At 63.0% G+C, this 14084-nt stretch carries 17 protein-coding genes; 9 read left to right on the top strand and 8 right to left on the bottom strand.

Annotated features, from left to right (window positions below):
• Positions 1–4: 4 nt before the first annotated feature.
• The 4 genes from G4D79_RS09425 to G4D79_RS09410 form a co-directional block, all read right to left on the bottom strand.
• Positions 5–742, bottom strand: a complete 738-nt coding sequence (locus tag G4D79_RS09425) for an SDR family oxidoreductase (RefSeq protein ID WP_030537223.1) — start codon at positions 740–742, stop codon at positions 5–7.
• Positions 739–1764: a phosphotransferase family protein gene (locus G4D79_RS09420; RefSeq protein ID WP_007729609.1), complete on the bottom strand. Its 1026-nt coding sequence runs from the start codon at positions 1762–1764 to the stop codon at positions 739–741. The genes G4D79_RS09425 and G4D79_RS09420 overlap by 4 nt, the downstream gene beginning before the upstream one ends.
• Positions 1761–2972: an acyl-CoA dehydrogenase family protein gene (locus G4D79_RS09415; RefSeq protein WP_003940162.1), complete on the bottom strand. Its 1212-nt coding sequence runs from the start codon at positions 2970–2972 to the stop codon at positions 1761–1763. The genes G4D79_RS09420 and G4D79_RS09415 overlap by 4 nt, the downstream gene beginning before the upstream one ends.
• Before the next feature lie 75 nt (positions 2973–3047).
• Positions 3048–4826 carry an ABC transporter ATP-binding protein gene (locus G4D79_RS09410; protein ID WP_099698109.1) on the bottom strand — a complete coding sequence of 593 codons (1779 nt, stop codon included), beginning with the start codon at positions 4824–4826 and terminating at the stop codon, positions 3048–3050.
• 95 nt (positions 4827–4921) lie between these two features.
• Here G4D79_RS09410 and G4D79_RS09405 point away from each other — a divergent pair, with 95 nt between their 5' ends.
• Positions 4922–5509 (top strand): TetR/AcrR family transcriptional regulator, encoded by a 588-nt coding sequence (locus tag G4D79_RS09405; protein ID WP_099698124.1) that lies wholly within the window; start codon positions 4922–4924, stop codon positions 5507–5509.
• Here the strand turns inward: G4D79_RS09405 and G4D79_RS09400 are convergent.
• Positions 5444–6979 (bottom strand): LuxR family transcriptional regulator, encoded by a 1536-nt coding sequence (locus G4D79_RS09400; protein WP_063315739.1) that lies wholly within the window; start codon positions 6977–6979, stop codon positions 5444–5446. The two genes, G4D79_RS09405 and G4D79_RS09400, sit on opposite strands and share 66 nt — an antisense overlap.
• Positions 6980–7150: 171 nt before the next feature.
• Here G4D79_RS09400 and G4D79_RS09395 point away from each other — a divergent pair, with 171 nt between their 5' ends.
• The 6 genes from G4D79_RS09395 (at position 7151) to G4D79_RS09370 (ending at position 10613) form a co-directional block, all read left to right on the top strand.
• Positions 7151–7525, top strand: coding sequence for a PLDc N-terminal domain-containing protein (locus tag G4D79_RS09395; protein ID WP_007729621.1), 375 nt, complete (start codon positions 7151–7153; stop codon positions 7523–7525).
• Positions 7522–7959: a DUF6325 family protein gene (locus G4D79_RS09390; protein WP_007729624.1), complete on the top strand. Its 438-nt coding sequence runs from the start codon at positions 7522–7524 to the stop codon at positions 7957–7959. Before G4D79_RS09395 ends, G4D79_RS09390 begins: the two co-directional genes overlap by 4 nt.
• A gap of 1 nt (position 7960) precedes the next feature.
• Positions 7961–8269, top strand: coding sequence for an SHOCT domain-containing protein (locus G4D79_RS09385; protein ID WP_007729626.1), 309 nt, complete (start codon positions 7961–7963; stop codon positions 8267–8269).
• Between the two features lie 65 nt (positions 8270–8334).
• On the top strand, positions 8335–9312 hold the full coding sequence (locus G4D79_RS09380) for a DUF1214 domain-containing protein (RefSeq protein ID WP_003940299.1): 978 nt from the start codon (positions 8335–8337) through the stop codon (positions 9310–9312).
• A 27-nt stretch (positions 9313–9339) separates the two neighbouring features.
• On the top strand, positions 9340–9753 hold the full coding sequence (locus G4D79_RS09375) for a phage holin family protein (protein WP_099698110.1): 414 nt from the start codon (positions 9340–9342) through the stop codon (positions 9751–9753).
• A gap of 38 nt (positions 9754–9791) precedes the next feature.
• Entirely contained in the window at positions 9792–10613 is an 822-nt protein-coding gene (locus G4D79_RS09370; RefSeq protein ID WP_235867873.1) for a tyrosine-protein phosphatase, read from the top strand.
• Here G4D79_RS09370 and G4D79_RS09365 read toward each other — a convergent pair.
• Positions 10600–11577 (bottom strand): DMT family transporter, encoded by a 978-nt coding sequence (locus G4D79_RS09365; RefSeq protein WP_235867874.1) that lies wholly within the window; start codon positions 11575–11577, stop codon positions 10600–10602. The genes G4D79_RS09370 and G4D79_RS09365 overlap by 14 nt on opposite strands.
• A gap of 34 nt (positions 11578–11611) precedes the next feature.
• On the opposite strand from G4D79_RS09365, the gene G4D79_RS09360 reads away from it, so the two are divergent.
• Positions 11612–12190: a TetR/AcrR family transcriptional regulator gene (locus G4D79_RS09360; protein WP_047272072.1), complete on the top strand. Its 579-nt coding sequence runs from the start codon at positions 11612–11614 to the stop codon at positions 12188–12190.
• A gap of 51 nt (positions 12191–12241) precedes the next feature.
• Here G4D79_RS09360 and G4D79_RS09355 read toward each other — a convergent pair whose 3' ends face one another.
• Positions 12242–12868 (bottom strand): TetR/AcrR family transcriptional regulator, encoded by a 627-nt coding sequence (locus G4D79_RS09355; RefSeq protein WP_099698126.1) that lies wholly within the window; start codon positions 12866–12868, stop codon positions 12242–12244.
• A gap of 89 nt (positions 12869–12957) precedes the next feature.
• On the opposite strand from G4D79_RS09355, the gene G4D79_RS09350 reads away from it, so the two are divergent.
• Positions 12958–13419, top strand: a complete 462-nt coding sequence (locus G4D79_RS09350; protein ID WP_003940411.1) for an SRPBCC family protein — start codon at positions 12958–12960, stop codon at positions 13417–13419.
• Positions 13420–13421: 2 nt separating this feature from the next.
• Here the strand turns inward: G4D79_RS09350 and G4D79_RS09345 are convergent, their stop codons facing one another.
• Positions 13422–14069, bottom strand: a complete 648-nt coding sequence (locus G4D79_RS09345; protein ID WP_007730038.1) for a TetR/AcrR family transcriptional regulator — start codon at positions 14067–14069, stop codon at positions 13422–13424.
• Positions 14070–14084: the final 15 nt, after the last annotated feature.

Genomic DNA, 14084 nt, shown 5'->3' with positions numbered 1-14084 from the left:
AATTTCAGGCGGAGTAGCCGTTGGTCCCGGCCCGCGCCATGACGACCTTCGGAACGACCGCTCGAGACGAGAGCTTGAGCAGACCGTCCACCAACTCCACGATGTCGTCGACCTTGATCATGGTGTCCGGTGTGATCCGATCGTGTGTCCATGCCGACATGTCGGTGTCGACGTAACCGGGAGCGATGGCCGTCGCACTGACGCCGTTTCCGGATTCCTCGGCGTTGAGTGCCTCGACCATCGAAATCAGCGCAGCTTTGGTGGCTCCGTAGACGGCCAGGCCGCTCTCGGCATACACACCGGCCATCGAGGCGAGAGCGATCACCTTCGCTCCGCCGGCAAGGTCCGCGTCCGCCGCTGTACGCAGGAGCGGCAGCGACGCTTGCAATAGTGCAAACGGTGTTCGGAGATTGACGGCAACGGTCTTGTCGAAACGTCGCATCGGGTAATCCGCTACTCGCCCACTGGTTCCCACTCCGGCGTTGAGGACGAGAGCCCTCATGGAGCCGAATCGCTCATTGTGTGTGGCGACGAGTGCTGCGGCGAAGTTCTCGTCCGCCATGTCGCCGGCCGAGACGACGACGTCCGGCGATCCGGCGCGGGTAAGTTCTTCGGCGACAACGGCGAGCCGCTCGGTATCACGCGCCGTGATGGTCAGCCCGTACCCTTGCGAAGCCAAGCGTGTTGCGATGCCGAGCCCGATTCCCTTGGAGGCGCCGGTGACCAGTGCTGATCGAGTCATTCGAATTTCCCTTGCAGTGCGTTGAGTCCGGCCGAGATCAGTTCCGGCACAGAAGATCCAGCCTTGTCGAATCCCCCGCCGACGGTGGCTCCTGCCCGGAATCGGTGATCGATGCCCTGCGCCACGACGGCGAGTTTGAAGAACCCGAGCGCCATGTAGAAGTTCCAATGCGCCAGTTCACGACCCGAAACGGACGAATACCGTTGCGCCAGATCGACAACGGACGGTAGCGACGGGCTCGTCCACGCAGCAGGCTCACCCAGAACCAGATCCAGCGCGGGATGCCGATAGACGCACATCATCGCGATGTCCGCCAGCGGATCGCCCAGCGTCGACAGTTCCCAGTCCACCACTGCGGCAACCTTGGTGACGTCGTTCGCCGCGAGAATCGTGTTGTCGATCCGGTAGTCGCCGTGCACGATCGACGAGGCTGATTCCGCCGGAATCAATTCCGCGAGGCTCGACGCCAACCTGTCCACGTCGGCCGAGTCCTCGGTCTTGACGCGTGACCATTGACCGGCCCACAACTTCACCTGGCGGGCTACGTAACCGTCGGGTCTGCCGAGTTCGCCGAGACCCACTGCGGTGTAGTCGACGTCGTGCAGTGCAGCGAGAACACGCACCAACTCGTCGGTGCACTGCGTGACCTGCGCTGCCGGAACAGCTTCCAACTCGGTTTTGGTTCGGATCACTTGACCGGTGACGAACTCGACCACCGTGAACGACGCACCCATCACCGAGGCGTCCTCGCACAGCACGACGGTCGGCGCGACCGGCACGGCAGTGTTCTGCAACGCCGAGGTGATTCGGAACTCACGCGCAACGTCATGCGCCGACGGCGTGAGGCCGGCCGTGGGTGGACGACGCAGAATCCACTTCGAGTTGTCGTCGAAGATTCCGTAGGTGAGATTGGATTTGCCGCCTGAAATCAGTTCGGCTCGCAACTCACCGCTCACCTCGACGCCTGCGGCTTGCAGATACTTGTGGAGCGCCGCGAGATCGAGTCCTGGAAAGTCCGTCACTTCGACTCCTCCCGAGCAGCGCGCTTCGCAGCTCCCACAACACGTTTCGCAATTGCCCAGCGATGAACCTCGGACGGGCCGTCGTAGACGCGGAAGGGACGCACTTCGCGGGACAAGCGTGCCAGCGGCAGATCGCCGGACACGCCCATTCCGCCACACATCTGAATGGAGCGGTCCACGATCCGGAAGATCGCCTCGGCAGCGTAGGTCTTGGCGATGGACGTCGCGTTGCTCGCGTGCCCGCCCTGATCGAGTTCGAAGCAGGCCTGCACCAGAAGTGCGCGGCTGGCTGCGATGTCGATCTCGTTGTCGGCGACCATCTTCTGGATCATTCCGAGATCACCGAGTTTCGAGCCGAAGCCTTCTCGTTCGGCAACCCTGGCCACGGCGACGTCGTGGCCGCGGCGCGCTGCACCGAGCCAGCGCATCACGTGCGTCATGCGGGCGGGACCGAGGCGAACCTGCGCGTAGGCGAAACCTTGATCGACCTCACCGAGAACGGCCTCGTCGGGTACGAAGAGATCCTCGAACGTGACCTCGCAGTGCCCACCGATCATGGCCTTGTCGAGGGTGTCGATGTGTCGACCCACTACCAGGCCGGGAGTGTCCGTCGGCGCCAAGAACATGGTCGCTCCGCCGCGCTGCCCGGGCTCGCCGGACGTGCGCGCCATGATGATGAAGAACCCGGCGCCGTCGGCGCCGGTGATGAACCATTTCTTACCGTTGATCTTCCAGCCACCGGGGACTTTTTCGGCGCGGGTGTTCAAAGCCGAGGGATCGGATCCCGCTCCGGGCGCGGGTTCGGTCATGGCGAATGCCGACCGCATGTCCCCGCTTGCGAGCGGCGCGAGGAACTGCTGCTTCTGTGCTTCGTTCGCCACGTGGGCCAGCATGTGAACGTTGCCCTCGTCCGGCGCCGCGATGTTGAGCGCCGTCGGCCCGAATAGCGAGTAGCCGGCTTCCTCGAAGACCGGCGCGCGATCACTCATGTTGAGTCCGTGGCCGCCGTACTCGATCGGTGCATGCGGGGCGAAGACACCGGCTTCTTTTGCTGCCGACTGCATCTCGATGCGGATGGCATCGCCACCCGCTACAGCGATGTCACCGGCGTGTTCGTCTTCGATGGGGAGCACTACGTTGCGCGTGAAGTCGCGCGTCTTCTCGATCAGCGCCACCACCTCGGGCGCGTACGTCAGATCGATTGCCACCAGCCACCTCCGAAAGAACATCCCGACCGAGCGATCGCTCGGTAACAGCACTCTCGCACATGCCGATGCGCCGGGTCAACAATCTTCGAGCATCGCCTCGCCCTGATCGAGCCGGCCGGCAACCACCATGTCGCGGTACAGATCGTCCTTGTCCATGAGCTCGTCATGGTTGCAGATGTTGCGGATCCGACCGTCTTCCATGACCACGATCCAGTCGGCGTCACGCACCGTCGAGAGCCGGTGAGCGATAGTCACCACGGCCCCGGTGCGCGCACGTTCGTTGATCGCGTCGACAATCGCGGCTTCGGTGAGCGTGTCGACCTGGGCAGTGGCTTCGTCGAGCAGAAGCAAAGCACTCGGCCGCAGAACTGCGCGCGCCATCGCGATCCGCTGACGTTGGCCGCCCGACAGCGAGGTGGCCGTCAGAGCGGTGTCGAGTCCGTTGGGCAGGGCCTCGATCGCGTCGTCGAGCCGGAGCAAGCGCAGAACGGCCTGGACTTCTTCGTCCGTCGCATCGGGATGGCTGAAGACGACGTTCTCCCGAATCGTTCCGGGCACCACCGGTGTCTCCTGCTCCACGTACGCGAGACTCTCGCGCACAGCGCGGTGATCGAGCGCGTCGTAACCGACTCCATGCAGGAGAACCTCACCCGATCGAGGTTCGACAAATCGCAGCACGGTCGAGAGCAAGGTCGTCTTTCCTGCACCCGACGGGCCGACGATGGCCATGTGCCCACGCGTCGGAATGACCAGCGAGACATCACGCAACGCCGGCTGGTTCGATCCGTGGTAGCTCACGGTGACGTCGCGCAACTCGATCAGCGGCGCGGCAGCGTTGGTTTTCGCGACCACGTCCACGACCTCGTCGTACTGCTCGGTGGGCAACGACTGCATCTCGCGAATCCGGATAGCTGCCGCGATTCCCGACTGAACGGAGGTCACGTTCTGCGCAAGCTCCGACACCGGCCCCATCAGGGTGAAGGCGTAGAGCAGAAACGCGATGAGCGTCGAGACTGCCATTTCGCCGTCGGCGACTCGCCACGCACCAAAGCCGAGGATGGCAATGATCGATCCTTGAATGGCGGTCCACGCGACAGTCCACGCGGTTGCCGACACTCGAACTGCCGTGATCGCATGCTTTTTCGCATCGGACGCATTGTTCGTCACCAGAGCGCCGACGCGATCCTCGGCGAGGGAAACCTTGACCGTCCGGATCGCACGCAAGCCACCCTCGAGTACGCCGCCGAGCTGACCGAGCGATTCCTGGGTTCGCGCTTCGGCTGCGGAAATCCGAGGCATCAGAACGGCAAAGAGTATGGAGGCGAACACGATTGCCACCATGGTGACGCCCAACAACGGCAGATCCAGTACGCCCATCAGAACAATCGTTCCGATGGTCAACGCGGCTGCGTTCAGAATATTCACCGCGGCCGACGACGCAGCCTCCCGCAGCAGCAAGGTGTCAGACGTGACCCGGGTGACCAATTCACCCACGGATCGCGATTGCAGCGAAGGTACGGTCGCCGCCAGGAATCGCTTCACCAGCGACGACCTGGCGTCGAAGACAACCTTCTCGGCGGCGGTTCCGAGAACGATCCACTGAGCACAACCGAGCACTGCACCGACGATCAGAAGGACGACGAGCGTGAGGATAGGTCCTTTCAGCGACGCACCGGTATCGAGGGTGTCGAGAACCCACTTGGTGACCATCGGCGTTGCCAGCGTCGCCGCCGAGCCGCACAGCGCCAGTACCAATCCGAGAAGGAGCGACGGCAGATGCGGTCGAGCGAACTCCGAGAGGACGCGGAGATTGCTCCATTTCGGTGCGGGCTGAGAAGCGTCGGATTCAAGCATGAATTTATGGAACACGAATGTTCCATAAAGGGCAAGAGAAATTCCGATTCGGAAACACTGGATACCGAAACCGGACACGGCTACGCTTCGGATTCGTGACAACGATCCACAGCGCACCAGAACAAAGCGCGACCCGCGAGCGCACTCGGAAGGCCATCCTCGATGCTGCCGTTTCGGTGTTCGCATCCAAGCCTGCTGCGACCCTCAGCGAGATCGCTTCGGCCGCAAAGGTCGGCCGGACCACTTTGCACCGCTACTTTCCCGAACGGTCAGACCTGGTCGACGCAGTCGCGGCCGAGGCCACCCGCGCCGTCGGAGAGGCAGCAGCAGCAGCTCGACTCGGCGAGGGTACGGGAGCCGAAGCGCTGGTTCGCCTGTGCCATGAATACTTCGAACTGGCCGACCTCTTGACGGTCCTGTTCTTCACTCCCGGTGTGTATCAAGAAGATTCGTTTGCCAAGTCCGCGTCGAACGACGACTCAGTCACCGATGCCATCGAGCGCGGACACTCCGACGGTTCCATCGACCCCGACATGGGTTCGGACTGGGTGCAGAACCTGCTGTGGTCACTGCTCTACACGTCGATGGACTACGTGAACCGTGGTTCCGGGACGCGCCTACAAGCCTTGGACCTGACGGTTCGCAGCCTCCGCCGCGGAATCGCCCCCGATCCCGCGGTCTAGGTTGTCGGCTGCTTGAACAGCGGCACGCCGTTTGGTCACGCCTAGTTTGCGGTAGATCGAGCGAATGTGAGTCTTCACAGTGGGATAGGCGATGCCGAGGTGCGCAGCGATCTCGTCTGCAGTCATCGTGGTTCGCAGAAAAGTGAGGATCTCTTTCTCACGTTCCGTCAGGACTCCGGCGAGTTTGGCAGAGAGCTGGCCCCGTTTTTCCAGAATCGTGCGCAGGAGCTCCTGGTGTCTCGACCCCTGTGTTGCGTGCGCGTTCAACAGATCGACGATTACCGGATCGCCGCTCAGAAATGGGGCGAGAATCCGCTCGGGGATTGCTTCCGCCAGCGCACGATCCAACTGCTCGTGCGCCTGCGGTCCACGCCCGGCGACGGAGTTCAGGGCGGCAGACGTGACAAGGGTGCTCACCAGCGCATATCGCGGCAGCGCGGCCGAGGTTGCCAAGCGAAGCGCTTGAGCCGACGGTTCCGGATCCCCCATGACTCGGTAGAGCTCCGCGAGAAGCGCGTGAGCGACCGCAGCACCTGTTCTGGTCAGCGTGGGCATTGCGATGCGTCGAGCTTGCTCGTCCTGTCCTTGAGCGTGGGCGAGCCAGGCCGTGGTGACGCGCCGCAGCGTATCCCAAGGAATGCCGTGCTTGTCCGCAGTGCTCACGCCTCGCAGCAGACGAGCGGCGTTGTGGTACCGGTCTTCCCGGTTCAGAGCGATCAGGCTCATCACCAGGTACAGACGGGCGAGCGCCTCGAAATTGGTTCCGGGGCTGCCCTCCTCGATGATCGAATCGAACTGAGCGATCGCCTCCTCGAAGTCGCCACGCCAGTAAGCGATGCACCCCCGATTCGACTGTGGGAGACCACCTTCGAAGCGTTCCCAATCGGACGCCACCTCTCGCGCAGGAAGGCCGTCGAGGATCTGTTCGGCTTCCGTGAATGCTCCCGCGTGGGTCAGCGCAAAGGCCAAGTTGGACTGTGCAAGACGCAATGTCTCCGTGCGCGACTGCAACTGCGCCTCGTCGCCGGCGGAGCGAAGTAGCGCGATGGCACGAGGAAGGTCACGACGAAGCCTGACCTCGGTCCATCCGAGGAGGAAAAGCGCGGACGGGTAATCGTCCTCGGGCTCGCACTGGGCGAGCGCGTGACGCGCGCGATCGGCGATGACGGCCTTGGTCGAGGTGTCCGGAGCGAGCAGCAGGTCGGTGAAGCAGACGACAAAATCGTCGGACGCCACCCGCAGACCCTGCCCGCGGAGAAACTCAGCGCCGTACGGATCACCGCTGAGATCCCGGCAGCACGCTCGTATCAGCAGGATGTGCGGATCGTGGGGATCGGGATGAGCAAGGCAGAGCTGCTCGAGTTCCCTGGTGTGAGATTCGAGAATCAAACGAAGCCAGTTTTTCCGCAGGACTCGTCGAGCCTGCTCCGCCTCACCAGAGGCGAGTGCGTCACGCACGGCTTCGATCATGTGTCGAAGATACTCGAGACGTTCGATGTCCGTGGAAATCCGGTCTCATCCGCTTCGGATTAGGCCGCGATCGAAGCCCGCCGATACCGGTGAGAATTGCCGGAATCAACCGAAATGCGTGAGTCAGCGGAATACCGTGTGCGCAGGCCTTACACGAAACGGATAAGACACATGAGCTTCTGGGAAAGCCTCGGCTGGATGCTGTGGGCGACCGTCTTCATCGGATATCTCTTCGCACTGTTCGCGATCATCGCCGACCTGTTCCGCGACCACAAGCTGAACGGCTGGTTGAAGGCCGTTTGGGTGTTCTTCCTGCTCTTCCTACCGATCCTGACCGCCCTCGTCTATCTCGTCGCCCGCGGCGAAGGGATGACGGAACGCAGCAACAAGGCCGCACGCGACGCCGAGAAGGCCGCCGAATCGTATATCCGCGAGGTCGCGGGGAAGAGCCCCAGCGAGGAGATCGCCGCAGCCGCAGCACTGCTCGAAGCCGGAGCGATCAGCGAGGACGAGTTCGCCGCACTCAAGCTGAAGGTCCTCTCGTGAGTGCCGCGCGTTTCGGCCCCGTCGACTTCTACCTTCTCGGCCTGCCTGGGCAGAGCCTCGACCCGGCCGCGCTCTCCGCACTGACCGACCTTACGGATACCGGCCTGGTGCGGCTGCTCGATCTGATCGTCATCTCCAAGTCCGAGGACGATGAACTCACCCTCATCGAAGTCGAGGAGTTGCCGAACGGCTTCGAGATCAACGTCGAGATGCTCGGCGCGTCCGGTCTGCTCGGGCATGAGGACATCACCGAACTCGCGGCAGCCATTCCCACCGGCGCTGCAGCGCTGCTGGTCGCGCTCGAGCTGGTCTATCAGCGCGAACTCGCCGCCCGCACCGCTGCGTCAGGCGCGGTGCTACTGGGTTACGAGCGGATACCCGCACCCGTCGTCAATGCCCTCATGGACACGATCATCCCGAAATTGGAGGTCTGACATGCCGTACATCCCGAGACGAGGCCGCCCCGGACTGCTGGGCCTCGCCGCCCGCACCGCGGTCGTCACCGGTACCGCGACCGCCGTCAGCGACGGTATGGCCACCCGCCGGCAAAGGAGAGCTCAGGCCGACTACGAGCAGGCGCAGTACGAATTCGCCCAGCAGCATGCCGCACTCCCGATGCCCACACCCGCACCCGCGGCCCCGGTCGATCTCGTCGCCGAGTTGCAGAAACTCGGCGACCTCAAATCACAAGGCCTGCTGAGTGACGCCGAGTTCCAAGCCGCGAAAGCACGACTGCTGGGCTGATTCACCCCGACGGGCCATGGATTACCGCGCCCGCTTCCGTACCCCGACACCGATTGGAACCCACTATGTCCACGATCGCCGTCAACGTCCTGAACTTCAATCGGGCAGAGTCCGATCTCATGTTCGCTCGCCTGGCCGCGGGCGTCGGCCTGGGCACGTGGAACCACACTCGTGATCTCGGGTCACTCGACAACCAGCCGATCATCCGCCAGAACCGCGACACTCTGTACAGCAGCGCGATCATCGACGTGCGCGAGAACGTCACCATCACGGTGCCCGATACCGGCGAGCGCTACATCTCCGTGTGGGTGGTCAGTCAAGATCACTTCGGTCCCGTCATCCTGCGCGACCCGGGAGAGCACCTGCTCACGCGTGAATTGGTCGGGACCGACTACGCCGCACTGATCGTGCGCATCCTCGTCGATCCGAACAGCCCCGAAGACGTCGCCGAGGTGAACCGGTTGCAAGACGCCCTCAACATCGACGGCGGCGGAACGGGAGAGTTCCCGTTGCCCGACTACGACGAGCAATCGCAGACCGAGACCCGCGACGCACTCCTCGCACTCGCGCGTGGCATCACCACGTACGACCATTCATTCGGTACCGCTGCGGAAGTCGATCCGATCAGGCACCTGCTCGGTACCGCATCCGGCTGGGGTGGCCTTCCCGAGTACGAGGCCACCTACGTCAACTTCGACGAACGTCTCCCGGTCGGGGAATACCGTCTCCGCCTGAACGATGTTCCCGTGGATGCGTTCTGGTCGGTCTCGCTGTACAACGCGGCCGGATACTTCGAAGAGAACGCTCTGGGCGTCAACAGCATCAACAGCCTCACGGCCACCCCAGACTCCGACGGCAGCACCACCATTCGCTTCGGGGTCCATCTCGACGGCGTCGCGAACGCACTGCCCATCATGCCCGGGTGGAACTACGTACTGCGCCTGTACCGCCCCCGTCCCTCCGTGCTCGACGGCACCTGGACGGCGCCTCGTCCCGAAGCCCTGCAGCAAAGCGTTCCCCACGCACACACCACTCTCGGGTGACTCGACCTGATCACGGAGGTACAAGCCATGCGTCTGTTATTTCAGCTCATTTCGCAATGTGTTCTCGGCGCGATCGCGCTGATCGTCGTGCATTTTGCTCTTCCCGGGGTCAGCCTGAGCGTGAACGGCTTCTTGGCCGTTATCGGTGTATTCACCCTCGCACACATGATTCTCGGCCCATTCGTGCTCAGCGTGGCACTGCACTACGCGGCTCCGCTCGCGGGTGGTGTCGGCTTGGTCGCCACACTGCTCGCGCTCTGGGTTGCGACCCTGGTCCCCGACGGTATCGAGATCAGCGGCGTCGGGTCCTGGATCCTCGCCCCGATCATCGTGTGGGTGATCACGGCATTGGGAGGGTGGATCTTCATGGCCCTCGTCATCGACAAGTGGATCAAGAGACGCAATGCCGAAAAGCTCGTGCGCAGTGTGCAGAAGGCATGAATGATCAGTTCGGAAACGGAACCCACAAGGAGTCAGCCATGCCAACTCACCCGCTCGATCGCCGCGTTCTCCTGAAGTCCGCTCCGAACTTCCGGGACCTCGGTGGCATTCCTGTTGCGGACGGCACCGTCCGCGCGGGCGCGCTCTATCGTTCGGCGACTCTGGCGAAACTCGACGGCGACGACCTTGCCGCGGTCGCCGACTTGGACGTCCGGACGGTATACGACCTGAGGACCGCCGCAGAGCGCGACGGCGCACTCGACAATCTCCCTGACTCGACGCGCACAGTCTGGCTCGACGTACTTGCCGACAATGCCCAAAACGCCGCGGCCACTGGACTACTCATGACGGACCCGGTCGCATACGCCGAGACCATCAGCGACGGACGTGGGATCGCACAGATGGAGGAAGCCAACCGCAACTTCGTCAGCCTGCCGTCCGCTCTCGACGCCTATCGCACGTTCTACCTCGACCTCATCGACGAAAAACGCACCGGGGCAGCACTTTTCCACTGCACCACCGGCAAGGATCGAACCGGGTGGGCCGCGACCTCTTTCCTACTCCTCCTCGGGGCCGACGAAGCCGATGTACGCGCCGACTACCTGGAGACGAACACCGATCTGGCTCCCATGACAGAACCGATCCTCGACTTCGCCGCGAGCAAAGGCGTTGACGCAGAAGTGCTACGACCCCTCCTCGGAGTCCGTGACAGCTATTTCGACGCAGCTCTCGACGAAATGCGCACGCACTTCGGCACCGTCGAGGACTACGCAATCAACGGACTGAAGCTCACCGCAGAGCAACTCACCGCGCTCCGCGAGCGGTTCACATCCCGATCGGCCTTCATCAGCGCGACGTGATCGAAGCTCTCGCCGGGCAGGAATCCGTGCCCTCGTCCTGCTTCTTCGGGCGATTGCCCACCCGGGTGACCACGACGACGGCGACGATGCCCACCGCCAAGCCGAGCGCGGTGAACGGAGTGAAGGATTCTCCGAACATCAGTGCGCCCCAGACCGCGGTGACGGGGGCGATCAAGAACATCAGGGTGTTGACGGACGTAATGCCGATGCGGCGGAGCAACAACCAGTACAGCCCGTAACCACCGAAGGTGGACAACACGATCAACCAGAGCAACGCGATCCAGAATGTGCTGATACTCGGCGGTACGGCAGCATCCGAGACGATCGCCAGAGTTGTGAAAACTATTGCGCTGGTTGAGCAGTGGATGGCCAAAGCCTGCAGTGGCGGTGTAGACGTGGGAGCGCGTTGCTGGACGAAGGTGGATGCAACCAGGCTGAGCATCCCCAGGAACGGAATCGCGTACGCCCACCACGGCGCCGATGTACCGGCCCCGGCATCGGCTGCCGTGACCATCGCGACGCCGCCCATTCCGATCGCCAACCCGACCCACTGCATACGCGGGACTGCGACACCGAGGACCGGACCGAGCAGCGCGGCAGCCACCAGCGGCTGAATACCGTCGATCAGCGCTGTGGTTCCGGTGTTCACCCCGAGATCGACTGCCCAGTACACCGACAACAGGTAGCCACTCTGGGAGAGCATCCCGATCACCACCTGCCTGCCGAGAGCCCGCGGTGTGGGCATCGTGTTCCGGCGCCGGGCGGAGAGCCAGACAATCGGGAGCAGTACCACCGCGAGCGGGAGAAAACGCCACATCAGCAGTGTGGGGACCTCGGCACTGCCGGCGCCGAGTTTGGCCCCGATGAATCCCGAACTCCAGCACGCGACGAACAGGACCGACAAGGTAGCCGTCACGGCAGATCTCGAGGTCACGATCCGAGGTATACCGATCTGTTTACTCATGAGCCCGACTATACAGATCGGTATACTTTTGTCCATGGCAGAGGAATCCACACCCGAATTGACTCCGAAAGCGCGTCGCATTCTGGAGTCTGCGTCGAAGCTGTTCTACGAAAAGGGGATTCATGCCGTAGGCGTGGATACCGTCGCACTGGACGCCGGGGTCACGAAGAAGACTTTGTACGAACGGTTCGGCTCGAAAGACGGTCTCGTCGTGGAATACCTGAGGGCTCGAGATCGGCGGTGGCGAATCTTTCGCGACGAGAAGCTCGCATCAGCCGGAGCTAGCCGCGCCGAACAGTTGAGTGCGGTATTCGACGCTTCCGCCTCCTGGTCCAAGGCGAGCGGAGGCAAGGGGTGCAGCATGATCAACGCGCACGCCGAGTTCAGCGATCACTCACATCCGGTGTTCGCTGTCATCGCCGAACAAAAGCGGGAGATGTCAGACCTTTTCCGGCGCATTCTGGCGACGGACGGACTAGCCGACGAACGTCTCGTCGAGGCAATCATGCTGCTTCACGAAGGTGCCCTCGTCGCAGACGGGATCGGTATCGGCACCGACCCCTTCGGTGCCGGCCGGAACGCAGCGCTCGAATTGCTCAAAAATTCAGACTGATTCGCGCAGTTGCGTCAACAGATCACTCCCCCATCCGCTTCGCCCCCACAGTCACTCCCTCACCCGCTTCGCCCCCACCATCCGACGCGCTATCTCCAGATACCTCTCCACCAACTCGTCCGGAGACAACTCACCGTCCGCTCGGTACCAGACCGCGACGGCGACGCACATCGTCACCACGGCTCGGCTGGCGTCCTCGGGATGGTCGGCTTCGAACACGCCCGAGGCGACGCCGTCGAGGACGATCCGGTCCACCTGCTTCTGCTGTTCGTCGCGCTGGGCGATGTAACCAGCCCGGCTGTCGGGCTCCATGCTGCGGATCTCGGAGGAGGCGACGAACGACTGCTCGCGTCGAAACATGTGGAACCGCAACAGAGATTCGATCACCGCGTCGAAGCGATCAGAGGGATCGTCCCCGGCATCGAGTTCGGCGGCGCGGCTTCGCTCCAACAACTCCGTCATCACAACGGTCGCCAGACCGATCAGCAGAGCCTGCTTGGACGGGTAGTGGTGGTAGAGCCCCGGCACCGACAGCCCGGACCGCGACGCGACGTCACGGATCGAAGTCCCGTGATAGCCCTGCTCGACGAACGCCTCCAACGCCGCAGCGAGCGGTTTCGGTAGTCCCAGGTCTTCGTAATCGCGCCAGGACCCGCGTACCGGAAGCTCGTTCGTCATACCGATACCGTAGATCGCTCTTGCGCCGCCGCCGAACACGTCGGAGCCATTGGTTAGAGTCGGTGTTCACCGAAAGACAGGGACCAGTCATGATCCATGTTCGCCACACCGCGGTTGCTGCCGTGCCGGTTGATGTCGCCTTCGACTACATCGACAACTACCGCAATGTCCCGACGTGGATGTTCGGTGTTTCCGAGTTCACCCCGTTCGGAGAGTTCGATCAGGGACTCGGCGCCACGTTCGACGCGGCCATGCAGATCGGGCCGAGCACGTTGCGCTCCAAACTCGAGGTCACCGAGTGGGAGAAGAATCGGATCATCAAGCTGTCCTCGCTCGGCGGTGTATCCAACTCGTCCACGTGGGAGTTCGCCGCGATCGACGATTCCAAGACCGAGCTTTCCGTCGACTTCGCCTACAAACTGCCCGGCGGCATTGCCGGCAAGGCACTCGGCCGATTGATCGGGCCGTTCGTCGAAAACGCTGTCAAGAACAGCGAGGAAACACTGCGCCACAGCCTCGAGGAGCAGTTCGCGGCCCGCGGCGAAGGCTGAAACTACCCGCGGTCGCCTTCGAGTCCCAGCGCGTTGGCCCACACCTGAGTAGCCGTCTTGACGACGTCCTCGAACGGGACGGGGTTGCCGTCGGCGCCAGGTTCCTCGGAGACGAATGAACTGTAGGCAAGACGGCTCACCATCGCCGACAGTGCTCGGGAAGCCAACAGCGGGTCCAACGAGGCGTCTGCCTTGCCAGCTGCTTGCAAGCGTTCGATGGCTCGGGCATTACGAGAAATGAAGGTCTCGGCTCGGTCCCGACGCAGTTTCGCGAAGGCCGGATCGATGTGCGATACCTGCTCGAGTAGGCCCATGAGTTTGGCGTTGCGGCGAAAAGCCGTCAGGTAGGCACGGTTGCTCGATTCGAGGACCGCATACGGATTGTCGACGTCGCGGACCCGTCCCATGCCTGGGTGCAGCATGTCTTCCTGCGCGACGTCGAGAACTGCGGCGAAGATCTGCTCTTTGTTGTCGAAGTAGGTGTAGAACGTGCCGGTGGAGCAGTTCGCTTCCTTGGTGATGTCCGTGAGACGGGCGTCGAGATACCCTGCGCGCTCGAACACCGTTCGAGCCGCTGCGACCAGAGAAGCCCTGGTCCGGACGCCGCGGGCAGTCACCGGCAGGTCACGCAGAAGCTCCGTCGCAGCCATGGATGGTGGCGGACG

It is taken from the genome of Rhodococcus sp. WY5, assembly GCF_018588185.1.
In the GTDB taxonomy this organism is placed as follows: Bacteria; Actinomycetota; Actinomycetes; order Mycobacteriales; family Mycobacteriaceae; genus Rhodococcus_F; species Rhodococcus_F qingshengii.
This window is presented reverse-complemented; position numbering and strand designations above follow the sequence as displayed.

What these genes read in the sequence shown, in the direction of transcription:
- G4D79_RS09425 (WP_030537223.1), bottom strand. Translation starts at nt 742, where the DNA reads ATGACTCGATCAGCACTGGTCACCGGCGCCTCCAAGGGAATCGGGCTC.
- G4D79_RS09410 (WP_099698109.1), bottom strand. Translation starts at nt 4,826, where the DNA reads ATGCTTGAATCCGACGCTTCTCAGCCCGCACCGAAATGGAGCAATCTC.
- G4D79_RS09400 (WP_063315739.1), bottom strand. Translation starts at nt 6,979, where the DNA reads ATGATCGAAGCCGTGCGTGACGCACTCGCCTCTGGTGAGGCGGAGCAG.
- G4D79_RS09395 (WP_007729621.1), top strand. Translation starts at nt 7,151, where the DNA reads ATGAGCTTCTGGGAAAGCCTCGGCTGGATGCTGTGGGCGACCGTCTTC.
- G4D79_RS09385 (WP_007729626.1), top strand. Translation starts at nt 7,961, where the DNA reads ATGCCGTACATCCCGAGACGAGGCCGCCCCGGACTGCTGGGCCTCGCC.
- G4D79_RS09380 (WP_003940299.1), top strand. Translation starts at nt 8,335, where the DNA reads ATGTCCACGATCGCCGTCAACGTCCTGAACTTCAATCGGGCAGAGTCC.
- G4D79_RS09375 (WP_099698110.1), top strand. Translation starts at nt 9,340, where the DNA reads ATGCGTCTGTTATTTCAGCTCATTTCGCAATGTGTTCTCGGCGCGATC.
- G4D79_RS09370 (WP_235867873.1), top strand. Translation starts at nt 9,792, where the DNA reads ATGCCAACTCACCCGCTCGATCGCCGCGTTCTCCTGAAGTCCGCTCCG.
- G4D79_RS09365 (WP_235867874.1), bottom strand. Translation starts at nt 11,577, where the DNA reads ATGAGTAAACAGATCGGTATACCTCGGATCGTGACCTCGAGATCTGCC.
- G4D79_RS09360 (WP_047272072.1), top strand. Translation starts at nt 11,612, where the DNA reads ATGGCAGAGGAATCCACACCCGAATTGACTCCGAAAGCGCGTCGCATT.
- G4D79_RS09355 (WP_099698126.1), bottom strand. Translation starts at nt 12,868, where the DNA reads ATGACGAACGAGCTTCCGGTACGCGGGTCCTGGCGCGATTACGAAGAC.
- G4D79_RS09350 (WP_003940411.1), top strand. Translation starts at nt 12,958, where the DNA reads ATGATCCATGTTCGCCACACCGCGGTTGCTGCCGTGCCGGTTGATGTC.
- G4D79_RS09345 (WP_007730038.1), bottom strand. Translation starts at nt 14,069, where the DNA reads ATGGCTGCGACGGAGCTTCTGCGTGACCTGCCGGTGACTGCCCGCGGC.